Origin of the sequence: Pandoraea commovens (assembly GCF_024704525.1) — a bacterium.
Classification (GTDB): Bacteria; Pseudomonadota; Gammaproteobacteria; order Burkholderiales; family Burkholderiaceae; genus Pandoraea; species Pandoraea commovens.
The window spans coordinates 3573564-3597475 of the sequence record NZ_CP102780.1; the positions used below are offsets into that span (position 1 = coordinate 3573564).

Sequence of the window (23912 nt, forward strand, 5' to 3'; positions counted from 1 at the left end):
ATGTCGCCGTCGCGCTTCCCGATTCTCCCAGAACGCAATGTCCGCCAAGATTCCCGAGCCCCAGAAGACCTCCCCCAACGCCACGGGTAACGCCCGCAACAAACCGGCAGCCGACGTGTCGCCGCCCCCGCCGGGCGCCATTCCGCTGGCCTGGGTCGGCCTGCTCGCGGCGGCGGCCTGGGTGCTCAAGAGCCCGAATCCCACCTGGGGCGTCGGCGTGCTGTGCCTTTGCGCCGGACTGATCTCCTCGTTCGGCGCTCGTCGCCGTGGACGCGCACCGTGGCCCGCGTTCTTTACGGGATTGCTCCCGGTCGGCGTCGCGCTGTTCTTCGCCCTGCTCATGCTTCGTCCGCTGCTGCGATGACAGTTCACGTGCGGGTCACGGCAATGACACCTGCCGAGACCCGTATCGTCCCCCTTAAGTTACCCACAACTTCTGTGGATAACCCACTGGATAACCTGACACCGCCCTCTCGAAACGCTCGCCGTTACACGCTGTCAAGAGGATTGCCCGTTTCGGCGTCAGCATTGGATAAATTTATTGCGCTTGACGTTTTGCGCCGCTTCTGTGCCGAAACGTCACGGGTTTGACATGCGATCGGACGGCGTCGCCCCCCCGAGTCGCGGAGTGAGCAGCGAGAGCGCCCGCAGAGGTCACAGAGGGTTCGCAGCCCCGGTGAATCGGCCTATGATGGAGTCGTGCGACGCGTCGCAATGCATCTTTTCAGTGACTTTTGGGGAGAACGTCTCGTATGACCCAATCCGACAAGCCGTCCGTGAACGCTACGTCTGCCGATGCCAACGCCCGCCAGCCCGGGCAATCCGAACCCGCCAGGGGCCCCGTGACCGAAGCCGAGCGCGTGCATCTGGATGAGCTGCTAGCACGCCACTCGGTCACCGAAACCGTCGACCGGGCCTCCGTCATCGATCTGATCAACCGTCTGCGCGAACCGGACGTCCAAACATCCGAAGACCGTGACCGCGTGGTCAAGGAAAGCCGCCTGTGGAAGGAAGTGTCGCACCGCGACACCGCCATGTCGCTGCTGAACTCGCTGGCGCAGATGGCCCCCATCTTCCTCAACCAGATTCACTGGTAACGCCTGCTGCGCCGGCACCCGCCGGCGCAAGTCCCTTCTGTATCGCTTGCCCAGCCTCTGTCGACGGCCAACGCGTCGGCTATCCCGGTGCTTTCCGATTGATCTGGATTAAGTTCGTGCGCAGACGCGCGCGCCCGAGCGGGACGTTGTCGTGCCCGTGCCTTACAATGCGGGTCGCGCAAGTTTTCCCTGTTGACACAAGATCATGACCACCACGCTGGACACCCCGACTGAATTCAAGAGCTGGATCTGCCTGATTTGCGGCTGGATCTACAACGAAGCCGAAGGCGCACCGGACGACGGCCTCGCTCCTGGCACGCGCTGGGCTGATGTGCCCGCCGATTGGCGTTGCCCGGAATGTGACGTGTCCAAAGAAGACTTCGCGCTGTCGGAGTTCTGAAGCCGAAAGCCCGGTCGCGGCGCCAGGCCGCAACCGGGTCGTTCGACTGGGGAGACGGTGCAACACCCGCCGTTTCAGCGCACTGCAACGGCATTAGTGGTGCCATCCCCATCCACGGCCCCAACCGCGGCCACGCCAGCCACGGTAGTAGCCCCCGCCGTAATACCCGCCCACGCCCACCGTCACGACCGGCGCCGGTGCAACCGCGTAACCCGGCGCGTAGTAGCCCGGGGCATAAGCGTATCCGTTGTCATATGCGCCGCCATATGCAGGCGCGCCATACGGCACCGCCACGCAACCTCCCAGCAACATGGCCACGGCAGCGCCGCCTGCCAACATCAGTCTGCGTTTCACGATGATCTCTCCCGCACGAATCGATGGAATCCGGTGCGACGGCGACCCAAGTCGTCGATTCCGGTCGATCCCGACCGCACCTGCTTGATTCGTTAGACAGGGGAGTTCCCGCGAAATGCGGAATGCGTGCACGCTCTTTGGTTACCAAACGTGACATTGGTAACGCCGGTGAAATCCAGTGGATGCGATGCGTGTCGGGATGCCGTCGTCGCAACATCCCGATTGAATGACCGGCACTCGAATCGCAACCCGGATCAGAACACCCAGCACCGGTCGCGCCCGGCGCGCTTGGCGCGGTACAACGCCATATCTGCGCGCTCGACCATGTTCATCGGCGAATCCGAATCCTGCCACTCCGTAATACCGAAGCTCGCGGAGAATTGCAGCGGCGGCTCGCTCCCTTCGACCGATTCACGCTTGCAACGCTCGCGAATCCGATCGGCCACACGCAGCGCATCGCTTTCACTCGCGCCCGGCAGCAGAATGGCGAACTCCTCGCCGCCGATGCGTCCGATCAGATCGTCGCCACGCAACGTCGACGAGCACACCAGCACGAAACGGCACAGCACCTGGTCGCCAATGGCATGTCCATAGGTGTCGTTGATCGTCTTGAAGTGGTCGAGGTCGGCGACGATCAGGCTCATCGGCTCGTTCTTGCGTTGTGCGGCCTCCAGTAGTTGCTCGAAGCGATGGAAGAAGTAACGGCGGGTCAGGCTGCCCGTGAGTTCGTCGTAGCTGGCTTCGAACGCCAGCTGGTTGTTCGCCGCGCGCAACTCCTCGTTCGACTGCCGCATCTCATGGTGCTGCGTCCGCTCGCGCCAATACGTCCAGGCGACCAGCGCCACAATGATCGCGCCTCCCAGATACAACAAGAAGCACAGTGCCAGATCCTTGGCGTGCTGACGCGTGAGGGCGTCCCAGGCCTCGACGCCTTCCACCGCGTAGACGATCAGATCGTTGCTCGCGCTCGGGCGCGACGAAATTACGAACGGCTTGCGCAGATCGTTGAACTCCGACATCCGGTCAAGCAATTCTTGCGGCACCCAGGCGTTCGAGCGGCCCGGCGCACGTTTGAATTGCGAAATCGGCATGCGTACAAAATCGTTGCGCTGATAAAGCGTCTGCCGCTCGGTGTCGGAGAGCGAGCCGATCTTGCCGTCGATCATGAAGCTGTTTTCGAAGCGCGGGTCGTTGGCCATGATGACGACGCCGTTGCCGTCGGTCACGAACGACTCGCCGCTGCCGACCCAGTGGCGCAGACGGGTCAGCCCGATCTTGGTCATGATCACGCCGATCAGCAAGCCCTCGCGGTACATCGGCGCGCTGAAATAAAGCCCCGGCGCCTGATGTTCCCAGCCCGACGCGTAACGCTCGAAACGATCGCCGAGCAGCGCATTCGTGACATAGGGCATGTCGGCCACGGATTCGCCGAGCGGTGACGGAACGTCCCGGTAGTTGCTGGCGGCGACACACACGCCGCTCGCGTCGATCACCCACACGCGGTCGACGCCAAAGTAGCTTTGTGCGCCGCGCAGGAATTCGTTCGCACGCTCGACGACGTCCGCCGCCGGTTTGCCGCCCGCTGCGGGCACGACATCGCGCAGCAAGTCGACATCGGCCAACGTCGAGGGAATCGCGCGCACCATCGACAGATCCGTGTTGATGGCGTGCACCATGCCGTCGGCGACGCGGTCGGCAACGATTTGCCCGGCGTCGACGCTTTGCGCAAGCTTATCGCCCACCAGCGACGTGGCAGTGCGATCCGCCGCAACCCAGCAGGCGACCAGCACGCCGACCGAGACACAGGCGGCATAAAGCCAATGCCTTATCCTCATCCGAAAATCAAACGCTCGTTCTAATATTTTTCACTTGTTACGTTGGCAAAGTACTCGCTTCAATCGAAATCGCGCTTCTGTCACTTCCCCGGACAGAACTTCTGGTCACGACCGGCATTCGTTGTGCCAGCGAATTCCCGCCAATTCTGGTCTGCGCGTCAAACTCTTTCCCTCGTTCCCGACCCTCGGCTTGTCGCGCCCCGCGCCTTCGGATCCCTGCCGCCTCGCCATTGTCTACGCCAACAATGGCAGGCCGTTGACAGCCCACGCTCCCTGCCCCGGTCTACTGCCGGTTGGGGCGCACAGCCGTCCGTTCATGCGTTTCGGAATCACCGCGAGAACCCGATGATTCTATAGTACTCCGACGATCCTGCCGTACGAAAACCGTCTAATCGTCGATTTATTATGTATAGCTATTTAACCTATTAACTAGCTCGTTTTTGTGTTTCTCATTTACTACGTCTTTATTGGCAAATACCGAATCGGGCAATTAGCAAATCCAGCTGTTCGATTTCCACCGGCCGGGAAAACAAATAGCCCTGCGCACTGAGCGGCACAAAATGGCGAAGCCAATCGAGCTGGCGTTCGTTTTCGACACCTTCGACAATCAGATCGATGCCCAGCGAGCGCGCAATATTGACGATGTTCGAAATCATGAGACACGACCGTGACGAATCGGGAATCGATTCGACAAACGACCGATCGACCTTGAGTGTGTCGACAGGGAAGCGCGTCAGATAGGACAACGACGAGTAACCCGTACCGAAATCGTCCAGCGCGATGCGCAAGCCCGCGCGTTTGAACTGTTCGATCTTCATTTCCACAAGCGCCGGGTTCTTCACCATCACCGACTCGGTGATTTCCAGTTCCAGGCGATGGGGCTCGATCGCGTACTCCTTTACCAGACGCTCAACGAGCTCGCCAATGTCGCCTCGCCAGAACTGCACGGACGAGACATTCACGGCCAGTCGCAGCGACGCCATCGGCGTGCCCCGCCATGCCACGAGTTGGCGACAGGCCTGCGTGAGCGCGAATTCGCCGATGGCCACGATCTGCCCGGTCGTCTCTGCCAGCGGGATGAACTCGCCCGCGCTGAGAATGCCACGCTCCGGATGACGCCAGCGAATCAGCGCTTCCATGCCGCAGATGCAATCGCTTCCCAGCGAGATGATCGGCTGATAGGCGAGGAAGAACTCGCCATTGGCCAGCGCCTGCTCCATCTGACGCTCCCACACGACAAGCTGGTGCGCCTGATGCGTCATTTGCTGCGAATAGACCCTCACGACACTCTTGCCCGCCTCTTTCGCGGCATACATGGCCAGATCCGCCTTCTTGATGAGATCCGCCTCGGTCTCTTCCGGCTTCGACCAGAACGTCACGCCGATGCTGGCGTGCAACGCGAACGACGTGCCGTCGGCCACCATCGGCGACTTGAGCGCGGCCAGCAGCGTCTCTCCCAGCGGTTCGGCCTGATCGGGCGCACCATCGCCCTCGAGCAACACCATGAACTCGTCGCCCGCGAAGCGCGCGAGCATCGCCCCGGCAGGCATGCGCGGAATGAACCGCTCAGAGACCTGTCGGATGATTTCGTCGCCCTGCGAGTGGCCGAGCGTGTCGTTCACGCTCTTGAAGTTATCGAGATCGATGTGCAGCAGCGCGACCTTGCCGAGTTGATCCGGTACGGACAATGCCCGGCGCAACGACTCCATCAGCGCGTAACGATTTGGCAGACCCGTCAGCGCGTCGTATGAGATCAGGCGCGTGAGCTGCTGGTCACGGCCGATCAGACGCTGCATCAGATACGCAATGAGCGCGAAGAAGACGACAAGGGCCACCGAGATAAACGTCGCCATCGTCAGATAGACGCGTTCCACGTGACGATATTCGGACAATTCCTCGTCGAGCGACAACCCGACCTGCACGGCCAGCGGATAGTCACGCAAATGCCGATACGCGACAACGCGCTCGACACCGTCGATCGGGTCGCGCTGCACACCGGAACTGCGTTGCTCTGCCGCGAACGGCGGCAACTCGCCGGTGCCGGTGATGGCAACGCTTGCCCCGGTACTGCGCGCGAGCAGTGCCCCGTCGTCGGCAATCACGGCGATCTGGCCGTACTGCCCGAGCACGGCATTCGTATAGAAATCGGAAGTAAAGTAGCTCGGCTCCTGCGAGACCACCACGACGCCCGCGAAGGACCCGTCAGGATGATTCAGGCGTCGGCTGAACTGGAGCACCCACTTGCGAGACACACGTCCGAATACCGGATGGCTGATGTAGAGGCCGTCGCTCTCATCGTCTAGGTGCACACGAAAATGCTCGCGATCTGCGATGCTCACGCCCGCACCGCCCGGCATCGTGGCAGCGACCACGTTGCCGTTCGCGTCCGTGAGGCTCACAAGCACCATGAAGCGCTCGGCAACAATCCCTTCTGTCAGCGTTTGCTTCAAATCGAAGTCGCCGTGACGGCGCTCGTACTCGTACTTGACGAAGCGGGTGATCTGGTCGACCTGGCGAATCGCACGCAGCGTCTGCTGTTCGAGGGCGGTCGAGACGGTCGAGGCGGAAGCCGCCGTGTCGCGCAGGATGGCTTTGTGCTCGATGGAGATGCGCCAGAGCACCGCTGTCCATAGAAGGACAAGGATCAGAAAACCGAAAATCAGGATTGCGACGATAGAGCGATAGGAAGTCGCCCAACGCCCGCGTCGCGCTCCCGTCATGCTCGGTTCCGCCATAGGTCGAGATCCTTTCAGCCTTCGCGCCCCCGCGCGAAAAGGTCGGTGTTGGCCCGGTTTTCAAGAGGATCCTGGGACGCCGCTGTCGGGCGTCATCGTTTCCGGCAAGTGTAAGGCAATCCCAGCGCCCCCGGAAGTCGTTCCGCATCGTCTCAATCCGGGGATGTATGGAGCTCATCCGGCCAGACGAGCGCGCCCCCGCCTTGCAGCGTGCCATATCTCGGATTACGGAAGTTTCGGCCACCGCCGTATTAGGAGAATCCCGAAGTCGGGCGGGCGGTGGTGAAGAGGGGGATCGAAAGTGCGGGGACCGCTCAGGACTTCAGCAGATCGATGACGGATTCGAGACGGCGACGCAGATCGCCGACATCGAGCGTAGCATCGCCCGCCTCGCCAGAGGTTGGCGCATCCACCGGAGCACCCGCCGCCCCCGAAGCGCGCGCACCACGCGGCGTGTCGGCTTCGAGCCGATTGCGTGCACCGTTGATCGTGAAGCCCTGCTCATAGAGCAGCTCCCGGATACGCCGGATCAGCAGGACTTCGTGGTGTTGGTAGTATCGCCGGTTGCCGCGTCGCTTGACCGGACGCAGTTGCGTAAACTCTTGCTCCCAATAGCGCAGCACATGCGGTTTGACACCACATAGCTCGCTCACCTCACCGATGGTGAAGTAACGCTTGGCGGGAATCGGCGGCAAGGCAACGTGATCCATCGCAGCGTTAGCGGAATGGGACGACGGTTAAATTGCGGACGAAAAACCAACGGCCGCCACAGAACGCGGCGGCCGGGGGAATTACTTGCTCAGTACGCCGGACTCGACCATCGTCTTGAGCTTCTGGCTGGCGTGGAAAGTCACGACACGGCGCGCGGCAATCGGAATCGCTTCGCCCGTCTTCGGATTCCGACCCGGGCGCTGCGGCTTGTCGCGCAACTGGAAGTTACCGAAGCCGGAGAGCTTGACGCTGTCGCCCGATTCGAGCGCGTCGCGGATCGACTCGAAGAACGCCTCGACCATATCCTTCGCTTCGCGCTTGTTCAGGCCGACATGCTCGAACAGCAACTCGGCCAGTTCGGCCTTGGTCAGCGTCGGCGCCTCGGTCGAGACCTCGTTCACTTCGCCGCGACCCAGCGCAATGCGCTGCGCCGCGAGCATGGCTTCAAATTCACCAGGATTCATTTCGTTCATACGTCCCACGCGATGGCGATGACAGTGCGATAACCCACTCGCACCCGGATTCTTTTACTGAGTTTTAAGCGCGCAAACGTGCGCCGAACCCTTCTACCCGTTGTACCAGTGCGTTAATGGCGCCCTGGACCGTCTCGTCCTGCAACGTACCCGAGGGGTCTTGCAGAGTAACACGAAACGCCACGCTTTTGTCCTGGGCTCCCAGAGAGCCCGAAGCCGCGCCCGCCTTGGGCCGGAACTCGTCGAACAGGCGCACCGACTGCACCACGCTGCATGCCGGATCGTCATGACGCGCAGCCAGCATCGCATCGAGCAGCACCTGAACCGGCTGTGCCTGATCGACCACCAATGCGAGGTCACGCGTGACCGGCGGGAACTTCGAGATGTCCTCGTAGCTCGCGACGTCACGACCGAACAGTGCCTCTGCCTCGATCTCGAACAGCACCGGCGCCTGCGGCAGGTCGTACTTCTGCTGCCAGCGCGGATGCAGCTCGCCGATGAAACCGACGCGCTTGCCGTCCACTTCGATCGCAGCACTGCGTCCCGGATGCAACGCCGGGTGCTCAGCCTTTACAAATCGCGCCGCGCGCGGTGCCAGCAAGGCTTCGAGATCGCCCTTCACGTCGAAGAAATCGACCTGACGCGCCGCTGCGCCCCACTGCTCTTCGAACACGGGACCGTAAGCCAGCGCCGCGACGGTCAGCGGCTGACGATACCCACCCACGCTCAGTTCACCGGACGCCACCGTGTTGTCACGGTGATAGGTGCGACCGATTTCAAACACACGAACGCGCGATGCCTTGCGATTCAGGTTGTAACGCGCCGTCGCGATCAGGCTGCCGATAAGCGTCGAGCGCATCACGGCGAGGTGACTCGCAATCGGGTTCAGCAACTTTATCGGATTATCGTTACCGGCAAAGTCGGCTTCCCATTCCACATCGACGAAACTGAAACCGACCGTCTCGTGATAGTCGCGCGCGGCCACGGCGTGACGCACCGCATGCTGCGAACGACGGCCTTCCTGCGTCGGACGCATTTCGCTCGCCGCCACCGGCGGATTGGCCGGAATGCGGTCGAAACCGTAAATGCGTGCGATCTCTTCGATCAGATCTTCTTCGATCTCGATGTCGAAACGATACGACGGCGGCGTGACCTCGAACACACCGTCCGTCAGCGTGAACGGCAGGCCGAGACGCGTGAAGATCGCGCTCATTTCCTGCTCGGTGACCGGCACGCCGAGAATCTTGACGGCACGGGCCACACGCATCTTCACCGGTTGACGCTCGGGTAGCTTCGCGACCTGGTCTTCCAGCGGACCGGCCTGACCACCACAGATGTCGAGGACCAGTTGCGTGGCACGCTCGAGCGCGCGCACGTTGCCAGCGAAGTCGACACCACGCTCGAAGCGGTGCGACGCATCGCTGGTGAAGTTGTACTTACGAGCACGCCCCTGAATGGCTTGCGGGAAGAAGAACGCGCCTTCCAGGAAGATGTTCTGCGTCTCGAGACCTGCCTTCGTCGAATCGCCACCCATGATGCCGGCGAGGCCGATCGGGCCGCTGGCATCGGTGATGGCGAGGGTCGTCTCGTCGAGCGCGACCGTCTGCTCGTTGAGCAGCTTGAGCGTCTCGCCCGCGCGGCCGAAGCGCACGTCGATCCCGCCTTGCAGACGATTCAGATCGTAGACGTGCAGCGGCTGGCCCAGTTCGAGCATCACATAGTTGGTGATGTCGACGAGCGCCGAGATGCTGCGCTGTCCGGCGCGCTCCAGGCGTTCCACCATCCAGCGCGGCGACGGTGCCGCAGCGTTCACGTTGCGGATGATGCGGCCGCCGAAGCGTCCGCAACCGTCCGGCGAGCTGATGCGCACCGGCAGCGTGTCCGCGATGGTCGACGCCTGTGCGCCCTGCCCCGGAAGATCCTTGAGCGGTGCGCCGGTAATCGCCGCGACTTCGCGGGCAACGCCGAGCAGCGATAGGCAGTCAGCCTTGTTCGGGGTGAGCTTGACGACGAAGACCGTGTCGTCGAGATCGAGATACTCGCGGATATTCATGCCGACCGGTGCGTCTTCCGGCAGGATCATCAGACCGGCGTGATCTTCCGAGAGCTTCAGTTCACGGGCCGAGCACAGCATGCCGAAGCTTTGCACGCCACGCAGCTTGCCGATCTTGATCAGGAACGGTGCACCGCCTGCTTCGGACGGCGGCAAAGCCGCACCGACGGTAGCGCACGGCACCTTGATACCCGGCGCCACGTTCGGTGCGCCACATACGATGGTGAGCGTCTCGCCGGTGCCGGCATCGACCTGACACACGTTCAGACGGTCAGCATCCGGGTGACGGGCGACTTCGAGCACCTTGGCCACGACCACGCCGGTGAACGGCGGGGCGACGGGATCGGTTTCCTCGACTTCGAGCCCGGACATCGTCAGGGCATGCGCCAACGCGTCCGTCGACAAATCCGGGTCGACCAGGGTACGCAGCCACGATTCAGAGAATTGCATGGATCAGTTCGCTCGCAGTTAATTCTTCACTTCCGAAAGCCCGGCGGCAGCGGCTTTGCGCGCCAGCCAGGGGCTACGGCATTGATTACATGAATTGGCGCAGGAAGCGCAGATCGTTCTCATAGAACAGACGCAGATCCTGCACGCCGTAGCGCAGCATCGTCAGACGCTCCAGGCCCGAGCCAAACGCGAAACCGATGTAACGCTCGGGGTCGAGACCCATATTACGGACCACTGACGGGTGCACCTGCCCCGATCCCGAAATCTCCAGCCACTTGCCGGCGTTCTTGCCGGTCTCGAACTGCATATCGATTTCGGCGGACGGCTCCGTGAACGGGAAGTACGACGGGCGGAAACGCACCTGAATGTCGTCACGCTCGAAAAACTTGCGCAAGAAGTCGGTGTACACACCCTTCAGGTCGGCGAAGCTGATGTCTTCGGCAATCCACAGACCTTCGACCTGATGGAACATCGGCGAGTGCGTGGCATCGGAGTCGACACGATACGTACGTCCCGGCGCGATCACCTTGATCGGCGGCTTGTTCATGCGCGCATAGCGCACCTGCATCGGGCTCGTGTGCGTGCGCAGCAGCAGCGGCTTGCCCGCATCGTCATTGCCTTCGACGTAGAAGGTGTCCTGCATCGAGCGCGCCGGATGATTCTCGGGGCTGTTCAGGGCAGTGAAGTTGAACCAGTCGGTTTCGATCTCGGGGCCGTCGGCCACGTCGAATCCGATGGAACGGAAAATCTGTTCAACGCGCTCCCAGGTGGTGAGCACGGGGTGCAGACTGCCAGCGCCCAGGCCTCGGCCGGGCAGCGTGACGTCGATAGCCTCAGCGGACAGGCGCGCATCGAGCAGCGCGTCGGCCATGGCCTGGCGGCGCGCCTGCAGGGCGCCTTCGATCTGTTGCTTGGCCGCGTTGATCCGTGCGCCTTCGGTCTTGCGCGTTTCAGGATCAAGCTTGCCGAGGCCCTTGAGCAACTCGGTCAGTTGGCCGGTCTTGCCGAGAAAGCGGGCTTTCTCGTTTTCCAGCGCGGCGGCGTCGGGAGCGGCGGCGAACGCACGCTGCGCTTCGCTGACGATAAGTTCCAGATCCATATGCTACAGACTCAAGTTAGGCGGTCGGAATGGCCGCGTGTACCAGCGAAAACAAGCGGAAAGGCAAGCAAAAAACAAAAGGGGGCTCCGATGAGAGCCCCCTCTTGGCGAACGGCGCGCTATCAAACGCGCTATACGCTAACTACAGCTTAGGCTGCGACGGCGGCTTTCACCTGAGCGACAATCGCGGCAAATGCCGGCTTGTCGTTGATGGCCATGTCGGACAGCACCTTGCGGTCGAGTTCGATCGAGGCCTTCTTCAGACCAGCGATGAACACGCTGTAGGTCATACCGTGCTGACGCACACCTGCATTGATACGCGCAATCCACAAGGCGCGGAACACGCGCTTCTTGTTACGGCGATCGCGGTAGGCGTATTGCCCAGCGCGCATGACCGCTTGCTTAGCGATGCGGAAGACGTTATTGCGGCGGCCGCGGAAACCCTTGGCTGCTGCGATGACTTTCTTATGGCGGGCCCGTGCGGTGACCCCACGTTTGACTCGAGGCATGTTTCTCTCCTATCTAAGTCGGGGTTTAAGCGAAGGGCAGCATTGCGCGTACGGAGTTCAGATCAGACTCATGAACGCCGACGGCACCGCGCAGGTGACGCTTATTCTTGGTGGTCTTCTTCGTCAAAATGTGACGCTTGAAGGCCTGACCACGCTTGACGGTACCGCCAGGACGCACGCGAAAGCGCTTCTTGGCACCGCTCTTGGTTTTCATCTTAGGCATGAAAAACTCCAGGGTTTTTAACATGATCACAGGTGTGACGCCAAAATCGCGCCCCTTTTAGAACCTGAGACCACTTATTTTCAGGGCCGGACTGCACCCTGCATCGCTGCCGCGCCCTTAACAGACAACGGCGGCAATTCTTTGCTGCCCGGCGGCGTCGTTCGACACCGCCACGGCATTATTTCTTCTTCGGCGCGATGACCATGATCATCTGACGGCCTTCCATCTTCGGCATCTGTTCCGGCTGGCCGACCTCTTCGAGATCGGACTTCAGACGTTCCAGCATACGAGCACCGATTTCCTGGTGAGCCATCTCACGACCGCGGAAACGCAGCGTGATCTTGGTCTTATCGCCGTCTTCGAGGAAACGCTTCAGATTGCGCAACTTGACGTTGTAGTCACCGTCGTCCGTGCCAGGTCGGAATTTGACTTCCTTGATCTGAACAATCTTCTGCTTCAGCTTGTTCTCGTGCGCCTTCTTCTGTTCCGAATACTTGAATTTGCCGTAGTCCATCAACTTGCAAACCGGCGGATTCGCGGTCGGTGCAATTTCCACCAGATCGACATCAGCCTCTTCGGACAGACGGAACGCCTCTGCCAGCTTCACAATACCAAGCGGCTCGTTGTCGACGCCATTTAGACGCACTTCAGGCGCAGTAATTTCGCCATTTATGCGATGCGACTTTTCGGTAGCGATGTTGCTTATCCTCGAAAAAAGTCAAAAATTTAGCCGCGCTGTCCGACAGGCGTTATTGGAACGATGCGCATTCTTGCGCAAGACGTTCGATGAGCGCGTCAACGGGCATCACACCCAGATCCACGCCGCCACGGGCACGCACGGCTACCGTATTTCCCTCCTGCTCTTTGTCCCCCACTACCACGAGATAGGGAACTTTCTGCAGAGAGTGCTCGCGTATTTTATAGCTAATTTTCTCGTTGCGCAAATCGCTCCGAGCCCTAAGCCCTTGTTCTTTCAACTTTTTCGTCACTTCCTGGGCGTAATCGGCCGTTTTTTCCGAGACATTCATCACGATCACCTGCTCCGGCGCCAGCCAGACAGGCAATGCACCAGCATGGTGCTCGATCAGAATCCCGATGAAACGCTCAAGCGAGCCAAGGATTGCGCGGTGAAGCATGACCGGACGCTTGCGGCTGTTGTCTTCGGCCACGTATTCGGCGTCCAGGCGCTCCGGCATCGAGAAATCGACCTGCATCGTGCCACATTGCCACTGACGGCCAAGCGCATCCTTGAGCGTGTACTCGATCTTCGGACCGTAGAATGCGCCGTCGCCCTCGGCGATCTCGAATTCGCAGCCCGAACGGCGCAGCGATTCCATCAGCGCGAATTCGGCTTTATCCCAATTTTCGTCCGAACCGACACGATGCTCAGGGCGCGTTGCGACCTTGTAAATCATGTCCGTGAAGCCGAAATCCTTATAGACCGCATGCAGCAGCGCCGTGTAGTTCACGCACTCGTCGAGGATCTGGTCTTCCGTACAGAAGATATGACCGTCGTCCTGCGTGAAGCCACGCACACGCATCAGGCCGTGCAGACCGCCCGACGGCTCGTTGCGATGGCATTGACCGAACTCGCCGTAACGCAGCGGCAGATCGCGGTAGCTGTGCAGCGCCGAGTTGAAAATCAGGACGTGTCCCGGACAGTTCATCGGCTTGAGCGCGTAGGCGCGGTTCTCCGATTCCGTCGTGAACATGTTGTCCTTGTAGTTCTCCCAGTGCCCCGACTTTTCCCACAGCGAGCGGTCGAGAATCTGCGGACCCTTCACTTCCTGGTAGCCGTTGTTACGGTAGACGCGGCGCATATATTGCTCGACCTGCTGCCAGAGCGTCCAGCCCTTCGGGTGCCAGAAGATGAGGCCCGGCGCTTCCTCTTGCATGTGGAAGAAGTCGAGCGCGCGGCCGAGCTTGCGGTGATCGCGCTTTTCGGCCTCTTCGAGCATGTGCAGATACGCGTCCTGGTCTTCCTTCTTCGTCCAGGCCGTGCCGTAAATGCGCTGAAGTTGCTCGTTCTTCGCGTCGCCGCGCCAATAGGCGCCGGCCACCTTCATCAGCTTGAAGACTTTGAGCTTGCCCGTCGAGGGGACGTGCGGACCACGGCACAGATCGACGAACTTGCCTTCGCGGTACAGACCGATTTCGTCCGTGGCCGGGATCGATTCAATGATTTCGGCCTTGTACTTCTCGCCCATCGACAGGAACAGACGCACGGCGTCGTCGCGCGACAGCACTTCGCGCGTCACCGGCTCGTCCTTCTTGGCGAGCTCGTGCATCTTCTTCTCGATGGCTTCGAGATCTTCCGGCGTGAAAGCGCGATGGAAGGAGAAGTCGTAGTAGAAGCCGTTTTCGATGACAGGGCCGATCGTGACCTGCGCCTCGGGGAACAGCTCCTTGACCGCATAGGCCAGCAAGTGAGCCGTCGAGTGACGAATGACGTCAAGGCCGTCGGCGTCCTTGTCCGTGACGATGGCGAGACTCACGTCGCGATCGATCAGATAGGACGTATCGACCAGCTTGCCGTCGACGCGGCCCGCCAGGGCAGCCTTGGCCAGACCCGTACCGATCGAACCGGCGACTTGCGCCACCGTCAGCGGCGCTTCGTACTGGCGTTGCGAACCGTCAGGCAAACGTACCGAAATCATGTCGCACTCCCATGCGCAAAAACGTCACGCGCGGCCCACGCCACGCGGAAAACCACGAAAAAAAACGGCCTCGACTGTCGTCGAGGCCGTCTCTTCATTCCTTGCATCCAGACGAAAAACACCCTCGACTTAACGTCGCACCTTCACCACTGTGAAAGTTCGGGCAGTCTTCAACATGAGTGTTTTCCAGCGCCTGTGTCTGCGGGGCTTCGCGGACTGTAATGCATTAAATTTCGTTGGTAGGCTCGATTGGACTCGAACCAACGACCCCCACCATGTCAAGGTGGTGCTCTAACCAGCTGAGCTACGAGCCTACTGCAAGAGAACGAGATTCTAGCAAGGTTTCGTCACATCGCCAAGCGATTATTGTGCCTGCCGACGAAAAACCGCATCAATCAAGGCTTTCGCGCGGGGTCGCGACGTCCATTGCCGCATCGCACTGTCTGCGGCGAGCTCCGGGCAACTCGCCCGACAGCGCTCGCCGCCAACAGCCATTTCAACGCCTGCGCGACGACACCACGCCCGTCACGCCATTCAATTGCGCCAGGGCGCGCTGCAACTGCCCACCGTCGCGCACCTCGACCGTGAACTGCATAAACGCCTGTGCACCGCGCGATTGCGTGCTGACGCCCGTTACATTGAGCTTCTCCCGCGAAAACACTTCGGAGATGTCGCGCAGCAGACCCTGACGATCCGTCGCCTCGATCTGGATATTGACCGGATAAGCCGCAACGCCACGCCCTTCGAGCACGTCGGACGACCACGCCGTCTGAATCACCCGCTCGGGCGCGCGCGCCTTCATCGACTGGAAACTACTGCAGTCCTGGCGGTGGATCGACACGCCCTTACCCCGGGTGACGAAACCCACAATCGGATCCGGCGGCGCCGGCCGGCAGCACTTGGCCAATTGCGTCAGCAAGGCGCCGACGCCCACCACCAGCACACCGCTCTTCGCCCCCTGCGCAACACTCGTATCGAGACTCTTCTTGGCGACGACCGTGTCGTCGTCCTTCGGCTCGGGCCCCGGCAGATTGCCCGAGAGCGTCTGCTCGACGTGCCGCAGGCTAAATTCGTCTTTGGCAATCGACGCGTAGAGATCGTCCGGCGCGCGAAAACCCAGACGCGCCGCCAACTCCTCAAGGTTGACGGACGTCTTGCCCTCGCGTTGCAACGTCTTGTCGATGATCGTGCGGCCGTGCGCAATCGTCTCTTCGAGGTCGATGGTGTTGAACCACTGACGCACCTTCTGACGCGCCCGATGGCTCTGCAAATACCCGAGTTGCGAATTGAGCCAGTCCCGCGACGGACCACCCTGCTTGACCGTGACGATCTCGACCGTCTGCCCGTTCTGCAACGGCGTATTGAGCGGCACCATCGCACCATCGACACGTGCGCCGCGGCACCGATGCCCCAGCTCCGAATGCAGGTGATAAGCAAAGTCGACCGGCGTCGCCCCTTGCGGCAGCGCAATCACACGCGCCTGCGGCGTAAGCACGTAGATGTGATCGTCGATCGTCGCGCGCTTGAGCTGCTCCCACGGCTGCACCGCAGCCTCGGCCCCCACGGTATCGGCGACATCGTCCTTCCACGCGAGAAGCTGACGCAGCCACGCGATCTTCTCGTCGTAAGCTTCGTTCGCCGAAAACGCACCGCCGTAACCCCGCTGTCCGGCCTCCTTGTAGCGCCAGTGCGCCGCAATGCCGTACTCGGCGAAGTGATGCATTTCGTTCGTACGAATCTGCACTTCGAATGCTCGCCCGTCGTCGCCGATGACGACCGTATGCAGCGACTTGTAGCCGTTCGGTTTCGGACGCGAAATGTAGTCGTCGAATTCTTTCGGAATCGGTTGCCACAGGTTATGGACAATGCCCAGCACCGTGTAGCAATCCTTGATGTCGTCGACGATCACGCGAAACGCCCGCACATCGTAAAGCTCGGCAAAATCGACCGCCTTGCCGCGCATCTTCTTCCAGATGCTGTAGATGTGCTTCGGACGCCCGGACACTTCGGCCTTGACGCCCGCACGCGAGAGCTCGTCCTGAAGCCGCTCGATCGCCCCTTCAATGAACGTCTGACGCTCGACGCGTTTTTCTTCCAGCAGCTTGGCGATCTGCTTGTATGTGACCGGCTCCAGGAAACGGAACGCGAGATCTTCAAGCTCCCACTTCAGTTGCCAGATACCGAGCCGATTGGCCAGCGGCGCATAAATTTCCAGCACCTCGTGCGGCATATCTTCGGGCGGCGCCTTTTTCTCGGCCGCATACCAGCGCAGCGATTGCAGACGCGACGCCAGCCGGATCATCACGACGCGAATGTCCTGCGCAAATGCGAGCAGCATCTTGCGCAGCCCTTCGACCTGCGACTTTCGCTCCGCGATGGCGTCGCGATCGCGGCCATCGACCGGCATCGCTTGCGCGGCACGCGCGCCAGCGCCCGAGAGCCGTTGCAGCTTGCGTACGTCAATCACGAGCGCGGCGACTTCGGCGCCGAACTTCTGTGTCAGCGTCGCTTGTGGATCGGGGAGGAATTCGACGGCAGAAAAGAGCGCCGCCGCCTGGTGCGTCGCCTCGTCCACGCGCAGCGTGTCGAGAATCGCGATCATGCCGCGCGCGTGCGCCATGATCGGTTCACCGGAAGAGAGAACGTGCTCGCCGCACAGTGTCGCGGCGAACGCGAGTGCGTCGTCCAGAGTAGCGGGCAATGATGCATCACCCACACCCGGCGTCGAACGCGACTCAGTGGATGTCGGTGCTTGGTGTTGGTTCATGTCGGAACACGGGGCGACCAGCGCCCCGGATGTTGCGGGTCGTGCACTCAGCTTTCGCGCTGAGCTGCCACGACCACGATTTCAACAAGCATGGCAGGGTCGGCGAGCAACGCCTGCACCGTAGCACGCGGGGGCGCATTGCCTGCCGGCACCCACTCGTCCCACACCTGATTCATTTCACCGAAGTACTTCATGTCCGAGATGAAGATCTGACAGGACAGAATGAGCGACTTGTCGCTGTTCGCTTCGCCGAGCAGGCGGTCGATGTGAGCGAGCACCTGACGCGTCTGACCCGCCATATCCTGTGAACGGTCGTCGGGGGTCTGACCGGCCAGATAGACGGTGCCATTGTGCACAGCCATATCCGACCAGCGCTTTTCGACGTAGAAACGTTGTACTGCCATGATGTAAAACTCCTCGTGTTCTTCTGACTCTGGACCTACCGCCACCCCGCGTCGCACGGACGCGTCTCAGTCGGCATATCCCTCATAAAATCGGCGTGCGATCTCGATCTGATCCGCATGCACAAAGGTCGGCGCGTGTCCCACGCCGGGAATTTCAACAGCGCGCGCGTGTTGCGCGTGCGCCAGCATCTGGTCGAGCGTCGTGCGCGAAAGCAGGTCCGACTGCTCGCCCCGCACGATCAATGTTCGCCCCGGGAACGCGGCAAGCGACGCCCAGAGCATGGCTTCTCCCGCCGCGATGGCCTCAGGCGTCACCGCCGAGAAGGCCGCTCCGATCGACGGATCGTAACGCAGCACATAGCCATCGCCATCCGCCTTGAGCAGCGGCTCGCTCAGCGCAAGCCACTCCTGACGGGTATGCGGCCCGAACGCCGACGAGATCGACCAGATGTAATCTGCGCCTTCGTCGATCGATGCAAATCGCTTCGGGATACCAACATACTGCCCGATGCGCGCGAGGGCTGGTGCATCGATATGCGGCCCCACGTCGTTGAGCAGCAGGTTACGAATCGGCGTATCCGGCAAACCCGCGAGTCCCATGCCGATGAGTCCCCCCATCGACGTACCGAACCAGTCGACGGTCGCAACGCCGAGACGGGCGATAAGCGTCACCATGTCCGCAACATACTGCGGCACAACGTAACCTGCAGGGTTCAACAGCCAGGACGACTGGCCACGCCCCACCACGTCGGGGCACACCACACGGTAGTCGTTTGCGAGCGCGTTCGCCAGCGCGTCAAAATCGCGACCGCTGCGCGTGAGCCCGTGAACACAGACCAGCACACGAGGGTTCTCGGGATCGCCCCACTCTGCATAGGCCATTCGATGCAACCCGGATGGACTCAGACACTGAACGTTCGACAGACGCGGCGCGTGACTCGGCATGGCAGACTCATCGGATCGGTTTCCAGACTCGAATTCTACCGCGCTTGCCGCAAACCGTAAGCTAGAATGAGGTCACTCATGAGCCGCATCAAACCGCAGTTCGCGGTCCACGCTCGTCGACATCGTATTCCTCCCCCACCTTCCTCCCGCACGGAGACGATGCAATGCTGAAAGGAAAAATCGCCCTCGTGACCGGCTCGACCAGCGGCATCGGTCTGGGCATGGCACAAGCGCTTGCGGCACAAGGCGCCACCCTCATCACGAATGGCTTCGGAGACGCAGATACGGCACGCAAGGCCATTGCCGATGCCGCAGCGAAGGCGGGCCATACGGGCACACAAGTCGGCTATCACGGTGCCGACATGAGCCGCGCAAGCGAGATCGAGGCGATGATGCAATATGCCGAATCGGCGTTCGGCGGCGTGGACATTCTGGTCAACAACGCAGGCATTCAGCACGTCGCGGAAATTCAGGATTTTCCGACGGACAAATGGGACGCGATCATCGCCATCAACCTGACGTCCGCTTTCCACACCACGCGACTTGCCTTGCCCGGCATGCGCACGCGCAACTGGGGACGCATCATCAACATCGCGTCGGTCCATGGACTCGTCGGTTCAGCGGGCAAGTCGGCGTATGTGGCAGCCAAACACGGGATCGTCGGCCTGACGAAGGTCACGGCTTTGGAAAATGCGCAGACCGGGGTGACGGCCAACGCGATCTGCCCAGGTTTCGTGCTCACGCCGCTCGTGCAAAAGCAGGTAGACGACCGAGCAGCCCGTGACAAGCTGTCAGGGGACGAAGCCAAGCGTTCGCTGCTCGGCGAGAAGCAACCTTCCGGAGAGTTCGTCACGCCCGAGCAGCTCGGTGCGCTCGCCGTCTTCCTGTGCAGCGACGCCGCCGCGCAAGTCCGCGGGGCTGCATGGAACATGGACGGTGGCTGGACGGCGCAGTAAGGCTACAAAGGCAGCGACAAAGGCAGCAACGAAGGCAGCACCAAAGGCAGTCACGGCATTGATGCGGCGTTTCATCCGCTGGCCAACAATGCCGATCATCAAAACAAAACGGGCGGAGAAGGTCTCCGCCCGTTTTGCCTTGCACAGTCCAACTTCCTACATCACCGATGACCGGGTTCAACGGCCCGAGTCATCCTCAGCAATTCGGTACCGCGCATTGCCCGGCAACCTACCGGGCAATCCAGCGACAATCGCATCGACCTCAGACGGCGCTCGTATCGAGCTGTGCCCCGGTCTTCTGCGAGATTTCTTCCTTCGTCACGCCCGGCGCCAGTTCGATGACCTTCAGTCCATCCGGCGTGATGTCGATCACACCGAGGTCGGTAATGATGCGATTGACCACGCCCACACCGGTGAGCGGCAGATCGCAGGCCTTGAGGATCTTGTGCGCATCGCCCTTGGCCACATGCTCCATGAGCACCACCACGCGACCGACGCCAGCAACGAGGTCCATCGCACCGCCCATGCCCTTGATCATCTTGCCCGGGATCATCCAGTTCGCGAGGTCGCCCTTTTCGCTGACCTGCATCGCCCCGAGAATCGCCAGATTGATGTGACCGCCGCGAATCATCGCGAACGAATCGGCCGACGAAAAGATCGACGAGCCCGGGAGCGTCGTCACCGTCTGCTTGCCGGCGTTGATCATGTCGGCGTCGACTTCGTCTTCGGTCGGGAACGGACCGATGCCGAGCAGGCCGTTTTCCGATTGCAGCCAAACTTCCATGCCGTCCGGCACATGGTTCGCCACCAGCGTGGGCAAACCGATGCCGAGGTTCACGTAAAAGCCGTCTTCGAGCTCTCGCGCCGCGCGCGCAGCCATTTCGTCACGATTCCATGCCATGGTTATCTCCTTGATCTCGGCGCTTACTTGGCACGTACCGTGCGTTGTTCGATGCGTTTCTCCGGATGTGCATTCAGCACAATGCGCTGAACGAAGATCCCCGGCAGATGCACGTCGTCCGGATCGATCGAACCGGTTTCGACCAGTTCTTCGACTTCGACGATGGTGATCTTACCGGCCATGGCAGCCATCGGATTGAAGTTGCGGGCGGTGCGATTGAAGACGAGGTTGCCTGCACGGTCAGCCTTGGCAGCCTTGACCAGCGCCACGTCGGCGCGCAGCGAGCGCTCCATGACGTACGTCTCGCCGTCGAACTCGCGCGTGTCCTTACCTTCGGCAACCACAGTGCCCACGCCCGTCTTCGTAAAGAATGCCGGAATGCCGGCGCCGCCGGCGCGCAGCTTCTCGGCCAGCGTGCCTTGCGGCGTAAACTCAAGTTCGAGCTCGCCCGCCAGATACTGACGCTCGAATTCCTTGTTCTCGCCCACATACGACGAGATCATTTTCTTGATCTGACGCGTCTCCAGCAGCAGACCGAGGCCGAAACCGTCGACGCCGGCGTTGTTGCTGATGCAGGTGAGCCCCTTGACGCCCGAGTCGCGCAATGCGGCGATCAGGGCCTCCGGAATGCCACACAGGCCGAAGCCACCGACGGCGAGCGTTTGCCCGTCTGCGACGACACCGGCGAGCGCCTCCTTGGCGCTGGCGTATACCTTGTTCATCGTTTGTCCCTTTCCCTCGGTTGAGAATTGAAATTATGCCGCGCACCCGCGCGTTGCGAGGCTTGCGACAGCCCGCCAACGCTGCGGACTACGCACCTCATGCAATCTCAGAGCTTACGGTGGCACGCAAATGGGGCACAATACGTGAAATTACATATCTTCCCGCGTACCGGGCCGCCACACGCAGCTCCCACGCGGGAGACCCGACCGGATCCGTATCTCCCCCAATGCCGACGTTCGATTACCAGACAGCTTTTCACATCGCCCCCGTCGGTCTGGTCATTTCGCGCCAGCGCATCATCGAGGACTGCAACCGCCAACTCGGCAAGATCTTCGGCTACGCGCACGAAACGCTCATCGGCCAGTCTTTCCAGGTACTGTATCCGTCACCGAAGGAATTCGAGCGCATCGGTGAACGCATTCCGCCCATCATGAGTACGCAAGGCGTCTATTCGGACGAACGCATCATGCGACGTGCCAACGGCGAATTGTTCTGGTGCCACGTTACAGGCCGTTCGCTCGACGTCAAGGATCCGCACGCCGCAGGCCTCTGGACCTTTGAAGACATCTCCGCCACACGCCGCGTCGCCGTCGCGCTGACCGCCCGTGAACGCGAAATTGCTGCCCAACTCGTGCAAGGCAAAACGAGCAAACAGATCGGCAAGATTCTCGAGATCAGCCCGCGAACCGTCGATATCTACCGCGCCCGTCTCATGCAGAAATACGGCGCCGGCACGGCAACGGAACTGGTGCAACGTCTGCTCGGCAATTGAACGTCTCAGCCCTCGGTGACCAACGTACGCACGGCCTCAGGTAGCGGCACCGACTTCTCAGCCTGATAGTTCACCCAGACGATTTTCGCGCCGCCTTCGGCCACGAGAATGTCCGGCGTATCGGCGCGTCGCAGTTCGAAGCGCGTGTCGATGCTACTGCGTCCCGGTGCGCCGATAAACATGCGGCAATCGATATCGCCGGGATAGCGCAATTGACGCAGGAACGTCATGTTGGCATTGACGATGACGGGGCCCTCGCCCGTATCGCGCTCTTCCGACGCGATGTCCAGCGTTTCCAGCCACGAAATACGCACCTGCTCCATGTAACGAAAGTACACGGTGTTATTGACATGCCCGAAGGCGTCCATATCGCCCCAGCGAATGGGCATGCTCATACGAAAGACTTCTTTGTACTCTGACGACACTGCAATTCCCCATGATGAAAATCGACGCCCTGCCTTGAACTGACAGGGCGTCATGGAGATGAAGTGTAGCGCTTCGGCTGGTGTGGCGCGCGTCAGACTGCCGAGATTCGCCTCGACGAGCCGTCATTTAGGAGTGGCGAGAGGGCCGTGTATCGGAAGTTTCCGAAGCGTCCAAAGTACCCGAAGCACCTCGCCACCCCGGCAATGCGACGGACCCGCGTCTTACTTGCGAGTCCCGAGGGACGGCGACTTGCTGCTGATCGACTCATCCCTGACGGCCGCTTCGGCCTTTTCGACCAGATCGCGCCCGACAAGCGCCTTCCACTTCACGTAGACCGGCCGCGTCGCATCGACAAAGCGCTGGCGCTGCTCAGGGGTCAGTCGTGTGACCTTCACCCCCCGGGACTCCAGGCTTTCCCACATCCCCTGCCCACTGCTGAGCAGATCCTCACGGGCCAGCGTGACTTCGAAGCGAGCCGCCTCCACCGCAGCGTCGCGCACGATGTCGCGATCCTGCGGCGACCAGCTATCCCAGACCTGGCGATTGACGACGAAGACGATGGGGTCGGCCACGTAGTCCCATACCGTCAGGTAGCGCTGCCCGACGGTATCGAGCCGCGTATTGTTGAATATCGTGACCGGATTTTCCTGGCCGTCGATCTTGCGGGCTCGCAACGCGCGAATGGCCTCGCCCCACGTCATCTGAGTGGGCACCGCGCCGAGCGCTGTGAAGATATCGTTGAACAAGAGCGAGCCGACAACGCGAAAGCGCAGCCCTCTCATGTCTTCCGGCGAGCGAATCGCGCGACGCGAATTGGTCACCTGGCGAAAACCGTTCTCCCCCCACGCCAGCGGCACGACCCCCTGCTCCTCCACACGACGGAAGAGTTCACGGCCGACCTCACCCTGTGTGAGCGCATCGAGCGAGCGATACCCGCGCAGCAGGAATGGCAGCGAGAAAACGTTGAATTCGGGAATCGCCGACGACCAGTTGATCGTCGAACCGACAGCCATGTCGATGACGCCCTGACGCAGCGCCGTGAATTCGCGCGTCTGATCTCCGCCCATGAGCGTGGCGTTGGGGTGAAGCCGGATGTTGATGCGCCCTTGCGTGCGCTCACGCACCATGTCCGCCCAGAGCTGCGTGCCCTTGCCCCACGGTGTGCCGCCATCGGGCACGATCGACAGCGTGTATTCGGCCTTGTAAGGTTGCGCGGCCACTGGCAGCGCGATTGCGGCGAGGGCAAGCGCGACTCCGACGAGCCCCCGCCAGCCTTGATTACGCATGTTGTCCTCGAGATGATTCGGGATCCGACGTCAACACGACGCCCTTCGTGATCCGCTGCGCGTCCATGAACGTCAATAAGCGTTCTGGAGTGCCGGGAAATTATGCGCCCGTCGTCACTGCGCTGACTGCCTCGGA

General features: G+C 61.3%; 23 protein-coding genes and 1 tRNA gene. 5 read left to right on the plus strand and 19 right to left on the minus strand.

The features are described from left to right. The first annotated feature begins 37 nt into the window (after nucleotides 1-37). The 3 genes from NTU39_RS16260 (at nucleotide 38) to NTU39_RS16270 (ending at nucleotide 1497) form a co-directional block, all read left to right on the plus strand. Nucleotides 38-364 carry a hypothetical protein gene (locus NTU39_RS16260; RefSeq protein ID WP_257958065.1) on the plus strand — a complete coding sequence of 109 codons (327 nt, stop codon included), beginning with the start codon at nucleotides 38-40 and terminating at the stop codon, nucleotides 362-364. A gap of 388 nt (nucleotides 365-752) precedes the next feature. Continuing rightward, nucleotides 753-1097: a hypothetical protein gene (locus tag NTU39_RS16265; protein WP_257958066.1), complete on the plus strand. Its 345-nt coding sequence runs from the start codon at nucleotides 753-755 to the stop codon at nucleotides 1095-1097. Nucleotides 1098-1302: 205 nt separating this feature from the next. Beyond that, nucleotides 1303-1497 carry a rubredoxin gene (locus NTU39_RS16270; RefSeq protein ID WP_039397716.1) on the plus strand — a complete coding sequence of 65 codons (195 nt, stop codon included), beginning with the start codon at nucleotides 1303-1305 and terminating at the stop codon, nucleotides 1495-1497. 93 nt (nucleotides 1498-1590) lie between these two features. Here NTU39_RS16270 and NTU39_RS16275 read toward each other — a convergent pair whose 3' ends face one another. The 15 genes from NTU39_RS16275 to NTU39_RS16345 all read right to left on the minus strand — a co-directional run bounded on the left by NTU39_RS16275 (nucleotide 1591) and on the right by NTU39_RS16345 (nucleotide 18712). Continuing rightward, nucleotides 1591-1851, minus strand: a complete 261-nt coding sequence (locus NTU39_RS16275; RefSeq protein ID WP_246179333.1) for a hypothetical protein — start codon at nucleotides 1849-1851, stop codon at nucleotides 1591-1593. Nucleotides 1852-2105: 254 nt separating this feature from the next. Beyond that, nucleotides 2106-3686 carry a sensor domain-containing diguanylate cyclase gene (locus tag NTU39_RS16280; RefSeq protein WP_257958067.1) on the minus strand — a complete coding sequence of 527 codons (1581 nt, stop codon included), beginning with the start codon at nucleotides 3684-3686 and terminating at the stop codon, nucleotides 2106-2108. 464 nt (nucleotides 3687-4150) lie between these two features. After that, on the minus strand, nucleotides 4151-6421 hold the full coding sequence (locus NTU39_RS16285; RefSeq protein WP_246184436.1) for a bifunctional diguanylate cyclase/phosphodiesterase: 2271 nt from the start codon (nucleotides 6419-6421) through the stop codon (nucleotides 4151-4153). A gap of 314 nt (nucleotides 6422-6735) precedes the next feature. Further along, nucleotides 6736-7131, minus strand: a complete 396-nt coding sequence (locus tag NTU39_RS16290) for a MerR family transcriptional regulator (RefSeq protein WP_150663124.1) — start codon at nucleotides 7129-7131, stop codon at nucleotides 6736-6738. Between the two features lie 81 nt (nucleotides 7132-7212). Then, entirely contained in the window at nucleotides 7213-7605 is a 393-nt protein-coding gene (locus tag NTU39_RS16295) for an integration host factor subunit alpha (RefSeq protein WP_039397708.1), read from the minus strand. Between the two features lie 64 nt (nucleotides 7606-7669). Then, a complete protein-coding gene (gene pheT, locus NTU39_RS16300) occupies nucleotides 7670-10108 on the minus strand; it encodes a phenylalanine--tRNA ligase subunit beta (protein ID WP_150663125.1) in 2439 nt (812 codons plus the stop codon). Between the two features lie 85 nt (nucleotides 10109-10193). Beyond that, nucleotides 10194-11207 (minus strand): phenylalanine--tRNA ligase subunit alpha, encoded by a 1014-nt coding sequence (gene pheS, locus NTU39_RS16305; RefSeq protein WP_039397704.1) that lies wholly within the window; start codon nucleotides 11205-11207, stop codon nucleotides 10194-10196. 149 nt (nucleotides 11208-11356) lie between these two features. Further along, the gene (rplT, locus tag NTU39_RS16310; RefSeq protein ID WP_010806048.1) at nucleotides 11357-11716 is read right to left on the minus strand and encodes a 50S ribosomal protein L20; all 360 of its coding nucleotides are present in this window, start codon (nucleotides 11714-11716) and stop codon (nucleotides 11357-11359) included. Nucleotides 11717-11741: 25 nt separating this feature from the next. Beyond that, a complete protein-coding gene (gene rpmI, locus NTU39_RS16315) occupies nucleotides 11742-11939 on the minus strand; it encodes a 50S ribosomal protein L35 (protein WP_010806049.1) in 198 nt (65 codons plus the stop codon). Between the two features lie 178 nt (nucleotides 11940-12117). Beyond that, nucleotides 12118-12636 (minus strand): translation initiation factor IF-3, encoded by a 519-nt coding sequence (infC, locus tag NTU39_RS16320; protein ID WP_373275412.1) that lies wholly within the window; start codon nucleotides 12634-12636, stop codon nucleotides 12118-12120. Between the two features lie 52 nt (nucleotides 12637-12688). Beyond that, nucleotides 12689-14596 (minus strand): threonine--tRNA ligase, encoded by a 1908-nt coding sequence (thrS, locus tag NTU39_RS16325; protein ID WP_150663127.1) that lies wholly within the window; start codon nucleotides 14594-14596, stop codon nucleotides 12689-12691. A gap of 237 nt (nucleotides 14597-14833) precedes the next feature. Continuing rightward, nucleotides 14834-14910: transfer RNA gene (locus NTU39_RS16330), tRNA-Val, on the minus strand. Nucleotides 14911-15092: 182 nt separating this feature from the next. After that, complete coding sequence (locus NTU39_RS16335) at nucleotides 15093-17363, minus strand: RelA/SpoT family protein (protein WP_257958070.1); 2271 nt, start codon at nucleotides 17361-17363, stop codon at nucleotides 15093-15095. Nucleotides 17364-17410: 47 nt separating this feature from the next. Next, nucleotides 17411-17767 (minus strand): RidA family protein, encoded by a 357-nt coding sequence (locus tag NTU39_RS16340; RefSeq protein WP_039397700.1) that lies wholly within the window; start codon nucleotides 17765-17767, stop codon nucleotides 17411-17413. A 66-nt stretch (nucleotides 17768-17833) separates the two neighbouring features. Continuing rightward, nucleotides 17834-18712 carry an alpha/beta fold hydrolase gene (locus tag NTU39_RS16345; RefSeq protein ID WP_257958072.1) on the minus strand — a complete coding sequence of 293 codons (879 nt, stop codon included), beginning with the start codon at nucleotides 18710-18712 and terminating at the stop codon, nucleotides 17834-17836. 164 nt (nucleotides 18713-18876) lie between these two features. Here NTU39_RS16345 and NTU39_RS16350 point away from each other — a divergent pair, with 164 nt between their 5' ends. Beyond that, the gene (locus NTU39_RS16350) at nucleotides 18877-19668 is read left to right on the plus strand and encodes a 3-hydroxybutyrate dehydrogenase (protein ID WP_150663130.1); all 792 of its coding nucleotides are present in this window, start codon (nucleotides 18877-18879) and stop codon (nucleotides 19666-19668) included. Between the two features lie 262 nt (nucleotides 19669-19930). Here the strand turns inward: NTU39_RS16350 and NTU39_RS16355 are convergent, their stop codons facing one another. Together NTU39_RS16355 and NTU39_RS16360 are read right to left on the minus strand one after the other, a co-directional pair. After that, entirely contained in the window at nucleotides 19931-20569 is a 639-nt protein-coding gene (locus tag NTU39_RS16355) for a CoA transferase subunit B (RefSeq protein ID WP_039397694.1), read from the minus strand. A 23-nt stretch (nucleotides 20570-20592) separates the two neighbouring features. After that, on the minus strand, nucleotides 20593-21291 hold the full coding sequence (locus NTU39_RS16360; RefSeq protein WP_039397691.1) for a CoA transferase subunit A: 699 nt from the start codon (nucleotides 21289-21291) through the stop codon (nucleotides 20593-20595). A 227-nt stretch (nucleotides 21292-21518) separates the two neighbouring features. Here NTU39_RS16360 and NTU39_RS16365 point away from each other — a divergent pair, with 227 nt between their 5' ends. Next, on the plus strand, nucleotides 21519-22064 hold the full coding sequence (locus NTU39_RS16365; protein WP_039397689.1) for a PAS and helix-turn-helix domain-containing protein: 546 nt from the start codon (nucleotides 21519-21521) through the stop codon (nucleotides 22062-22064). Between the two features lie 5 nt (nucleotides 22065-22069). Here the strand turns inward: NTU39_RS16365 and NTU39_RS16370 are convergent, their stop codons facing one another. Both NTU39_RS16370 and NTU39_RS16375 read right to left on the minus strand, forming a co-directional pair. Then, nucleotides 22070-22459 carry an acyl-CoA thioesterase gene (locus NTU39_RS16370; RefSeq protein ID WP_246184437.1) on the minus strand — a complete coding sequence of 130 codons (390 nt, stop codon included), beginning with the start codon at nucleotides 22457-22459 and terminating at the stop codon, nucleotides 22070-22072. A 252-nt stretch (nucleotides 22460-22711) separates the two neighbouring features. Next, nucleotides 22712-23776 (minus strand): DctP family TRAP transporter solute-binding subunit, encoded by a 1065-nt coding sequence (locus NTU39_RS16375; protein ID WP_150663132.1) that lies wholly within the window; start codon nucleotides 23774-23776, stop codon nucleotides 22712-22714. Nucleotides 23777-23912: the final 136 nt, after the last annotated feature.

Excerpts from the sequence above, each read along its gene's own strand:
- NTU39_RS16260 (WP_257958065.1), top strand. The coding sequence starts at position 38 with ATGTCCGCCAAGATTCCCGAGCCCCAGAAGACCTCCCCCAACGCCACG.
- NTU39_RS16265 (WP_257958066.1), top strand. The coding sequence starts at position 753 with ATGACCCAATCCGACAAGCCGTCCGTGAACGCTACGTCTGCCGATGCC.
- NTU39_RS16270 (WP_039397716.1), top strand. The coding sequence starts at position 1,303 with ATGACCACCACGCTGGACACCCCGACTGAATTCAAGAGCTGGATCTGC.
- NTU39_RS16280 (WP_257958067.1), bottom strand. The coding sequence starts at position 3,686 with ATGAGGATAAGGCATTGGCTTTATGCCGCCTGTGTCTCGGTCGGCGTG.
- NTU39_RS16285 (WP_246184436.1), bottom strand. The coding sequence starts at position 6,421 with ATGGCGGAACCGAGCATGACGGGAGCGCGACGCGGGCGTTGGGCGACT.
- NTU39_RS16290 (WP_150663124.1), bottom strand. The coding sequence starts at position 7,131 with ATGGATCACGTTGCCTTGCCGCCGATTCCCGCCAAGCGTTACTTCACC.
- NTU39_RS16295 (WP_039397708.1), bottom strand. The coding sequence starts at position 7,605 with ATGAACGAAATGAATCCTGGTGAATTTGAAGCCATGCTCGCGGCGCAG.
- pheT (WP_150663125.1), bottom strand. The coding sequence starts at position 10,108 with ATGCAATTCTCTGAATCGTGGCTGCGTACCCTGGTCGACCCGGATTTG.
- pheS (WP_039397704.1), bottom strand. The coding sequence starts at position 11,207 with ATGGATCTGGAACTTATCGTCAGCGAAGCGCAGCGTGCGTTCGCCGCC.
- rplT (WP_010806048.1), bottom strand. The coding sequence starts at position 11,716 with ATGCCTCGAGTCAAACGTGGGGTCACCGCACGGGCCCGCCATAAGAAA.
- rpmI (WP_010806049.1), bottom strand. The coding sequence starts at position 11,939 with ATGCCTAAGATGAAAACCAAGAGCGGTGCCAAGAAGCGCTTTCGCGTG.
- thrS (WP_150663127.1), bottom strand. The coding sequence starts at position 14,596 with ATGATTTCGGTACGTTTGCCTGACGGTTCGCAACGCCAGTACGAAGCG.
- NTU39_RS16335 (WP_257958070.1), bottom strand. The coding sequence starts at position 17,363 with ATGAACCAACACCAAGCACCGACATCCACTGAGTCGCGTTCGACGCCG.
- NTU39_RS16340 (WP_039397700.1), bottom strand. The coding sequence starts at position 17,767 with ATGGCAGTACAACGTTTCTACGTCGAAAAGCGCTGGTCGGATATGGCT.
- NTU39_RS16345 (WP_257958072.1), bottom strand. The coding sequence starts at position 18,712 with ATGCCGAGTCACGCGCCGCGTCTGTCGAACGTTCAGTGTCTGAGTCCA.
- NTU39_RS16350 (WP_150663130.1), top strand. The coding sequence starts at position 18,877 with ATGCTGAAAGGAAAAATCGCCCTCGTGACCGGCTCGACCAGCGGCATC.
- NTU39_RS16355 (WP_039397694.1), bottom strand. The coding sequence starts at position 20,569 with ATGGCATGGAATCGTGACGAAATGGCTGCGCGCGCGGCGCGAGAGCTC.
- NTU39_RS16360 (WP_039397691.1), bottom strand. The coding sequence starts at position 21,291 with ATGAACAAGGTATACGCCAGCGCCAAGGAGGCGCTCGCCGGTGTCGTC.
- NTU39_RS16365 (WP_039397689.1), top strand. The coding sequence starts at position 21,519 with ATGCCGACGTTCGATTACCAGACAGCTTTTCACATCGCCCCCGTCGGT.
- NTU39_RS16370 (WP_246184437.1), bottom strand. The coding sequence starts at position 22,459 with ATGAGCATGCCCATTCGCTGGGGCGATATGGACGCCTTCGGGCATGTC.
- NTU39_RS16375 (WP_150663132.1), bottom strand. The coding sequence starts at position 23,776 with ATGCGTAATCAAGGCTGGCGGGGGCTCGTCGGAGTCGCGCTTGCCCTC.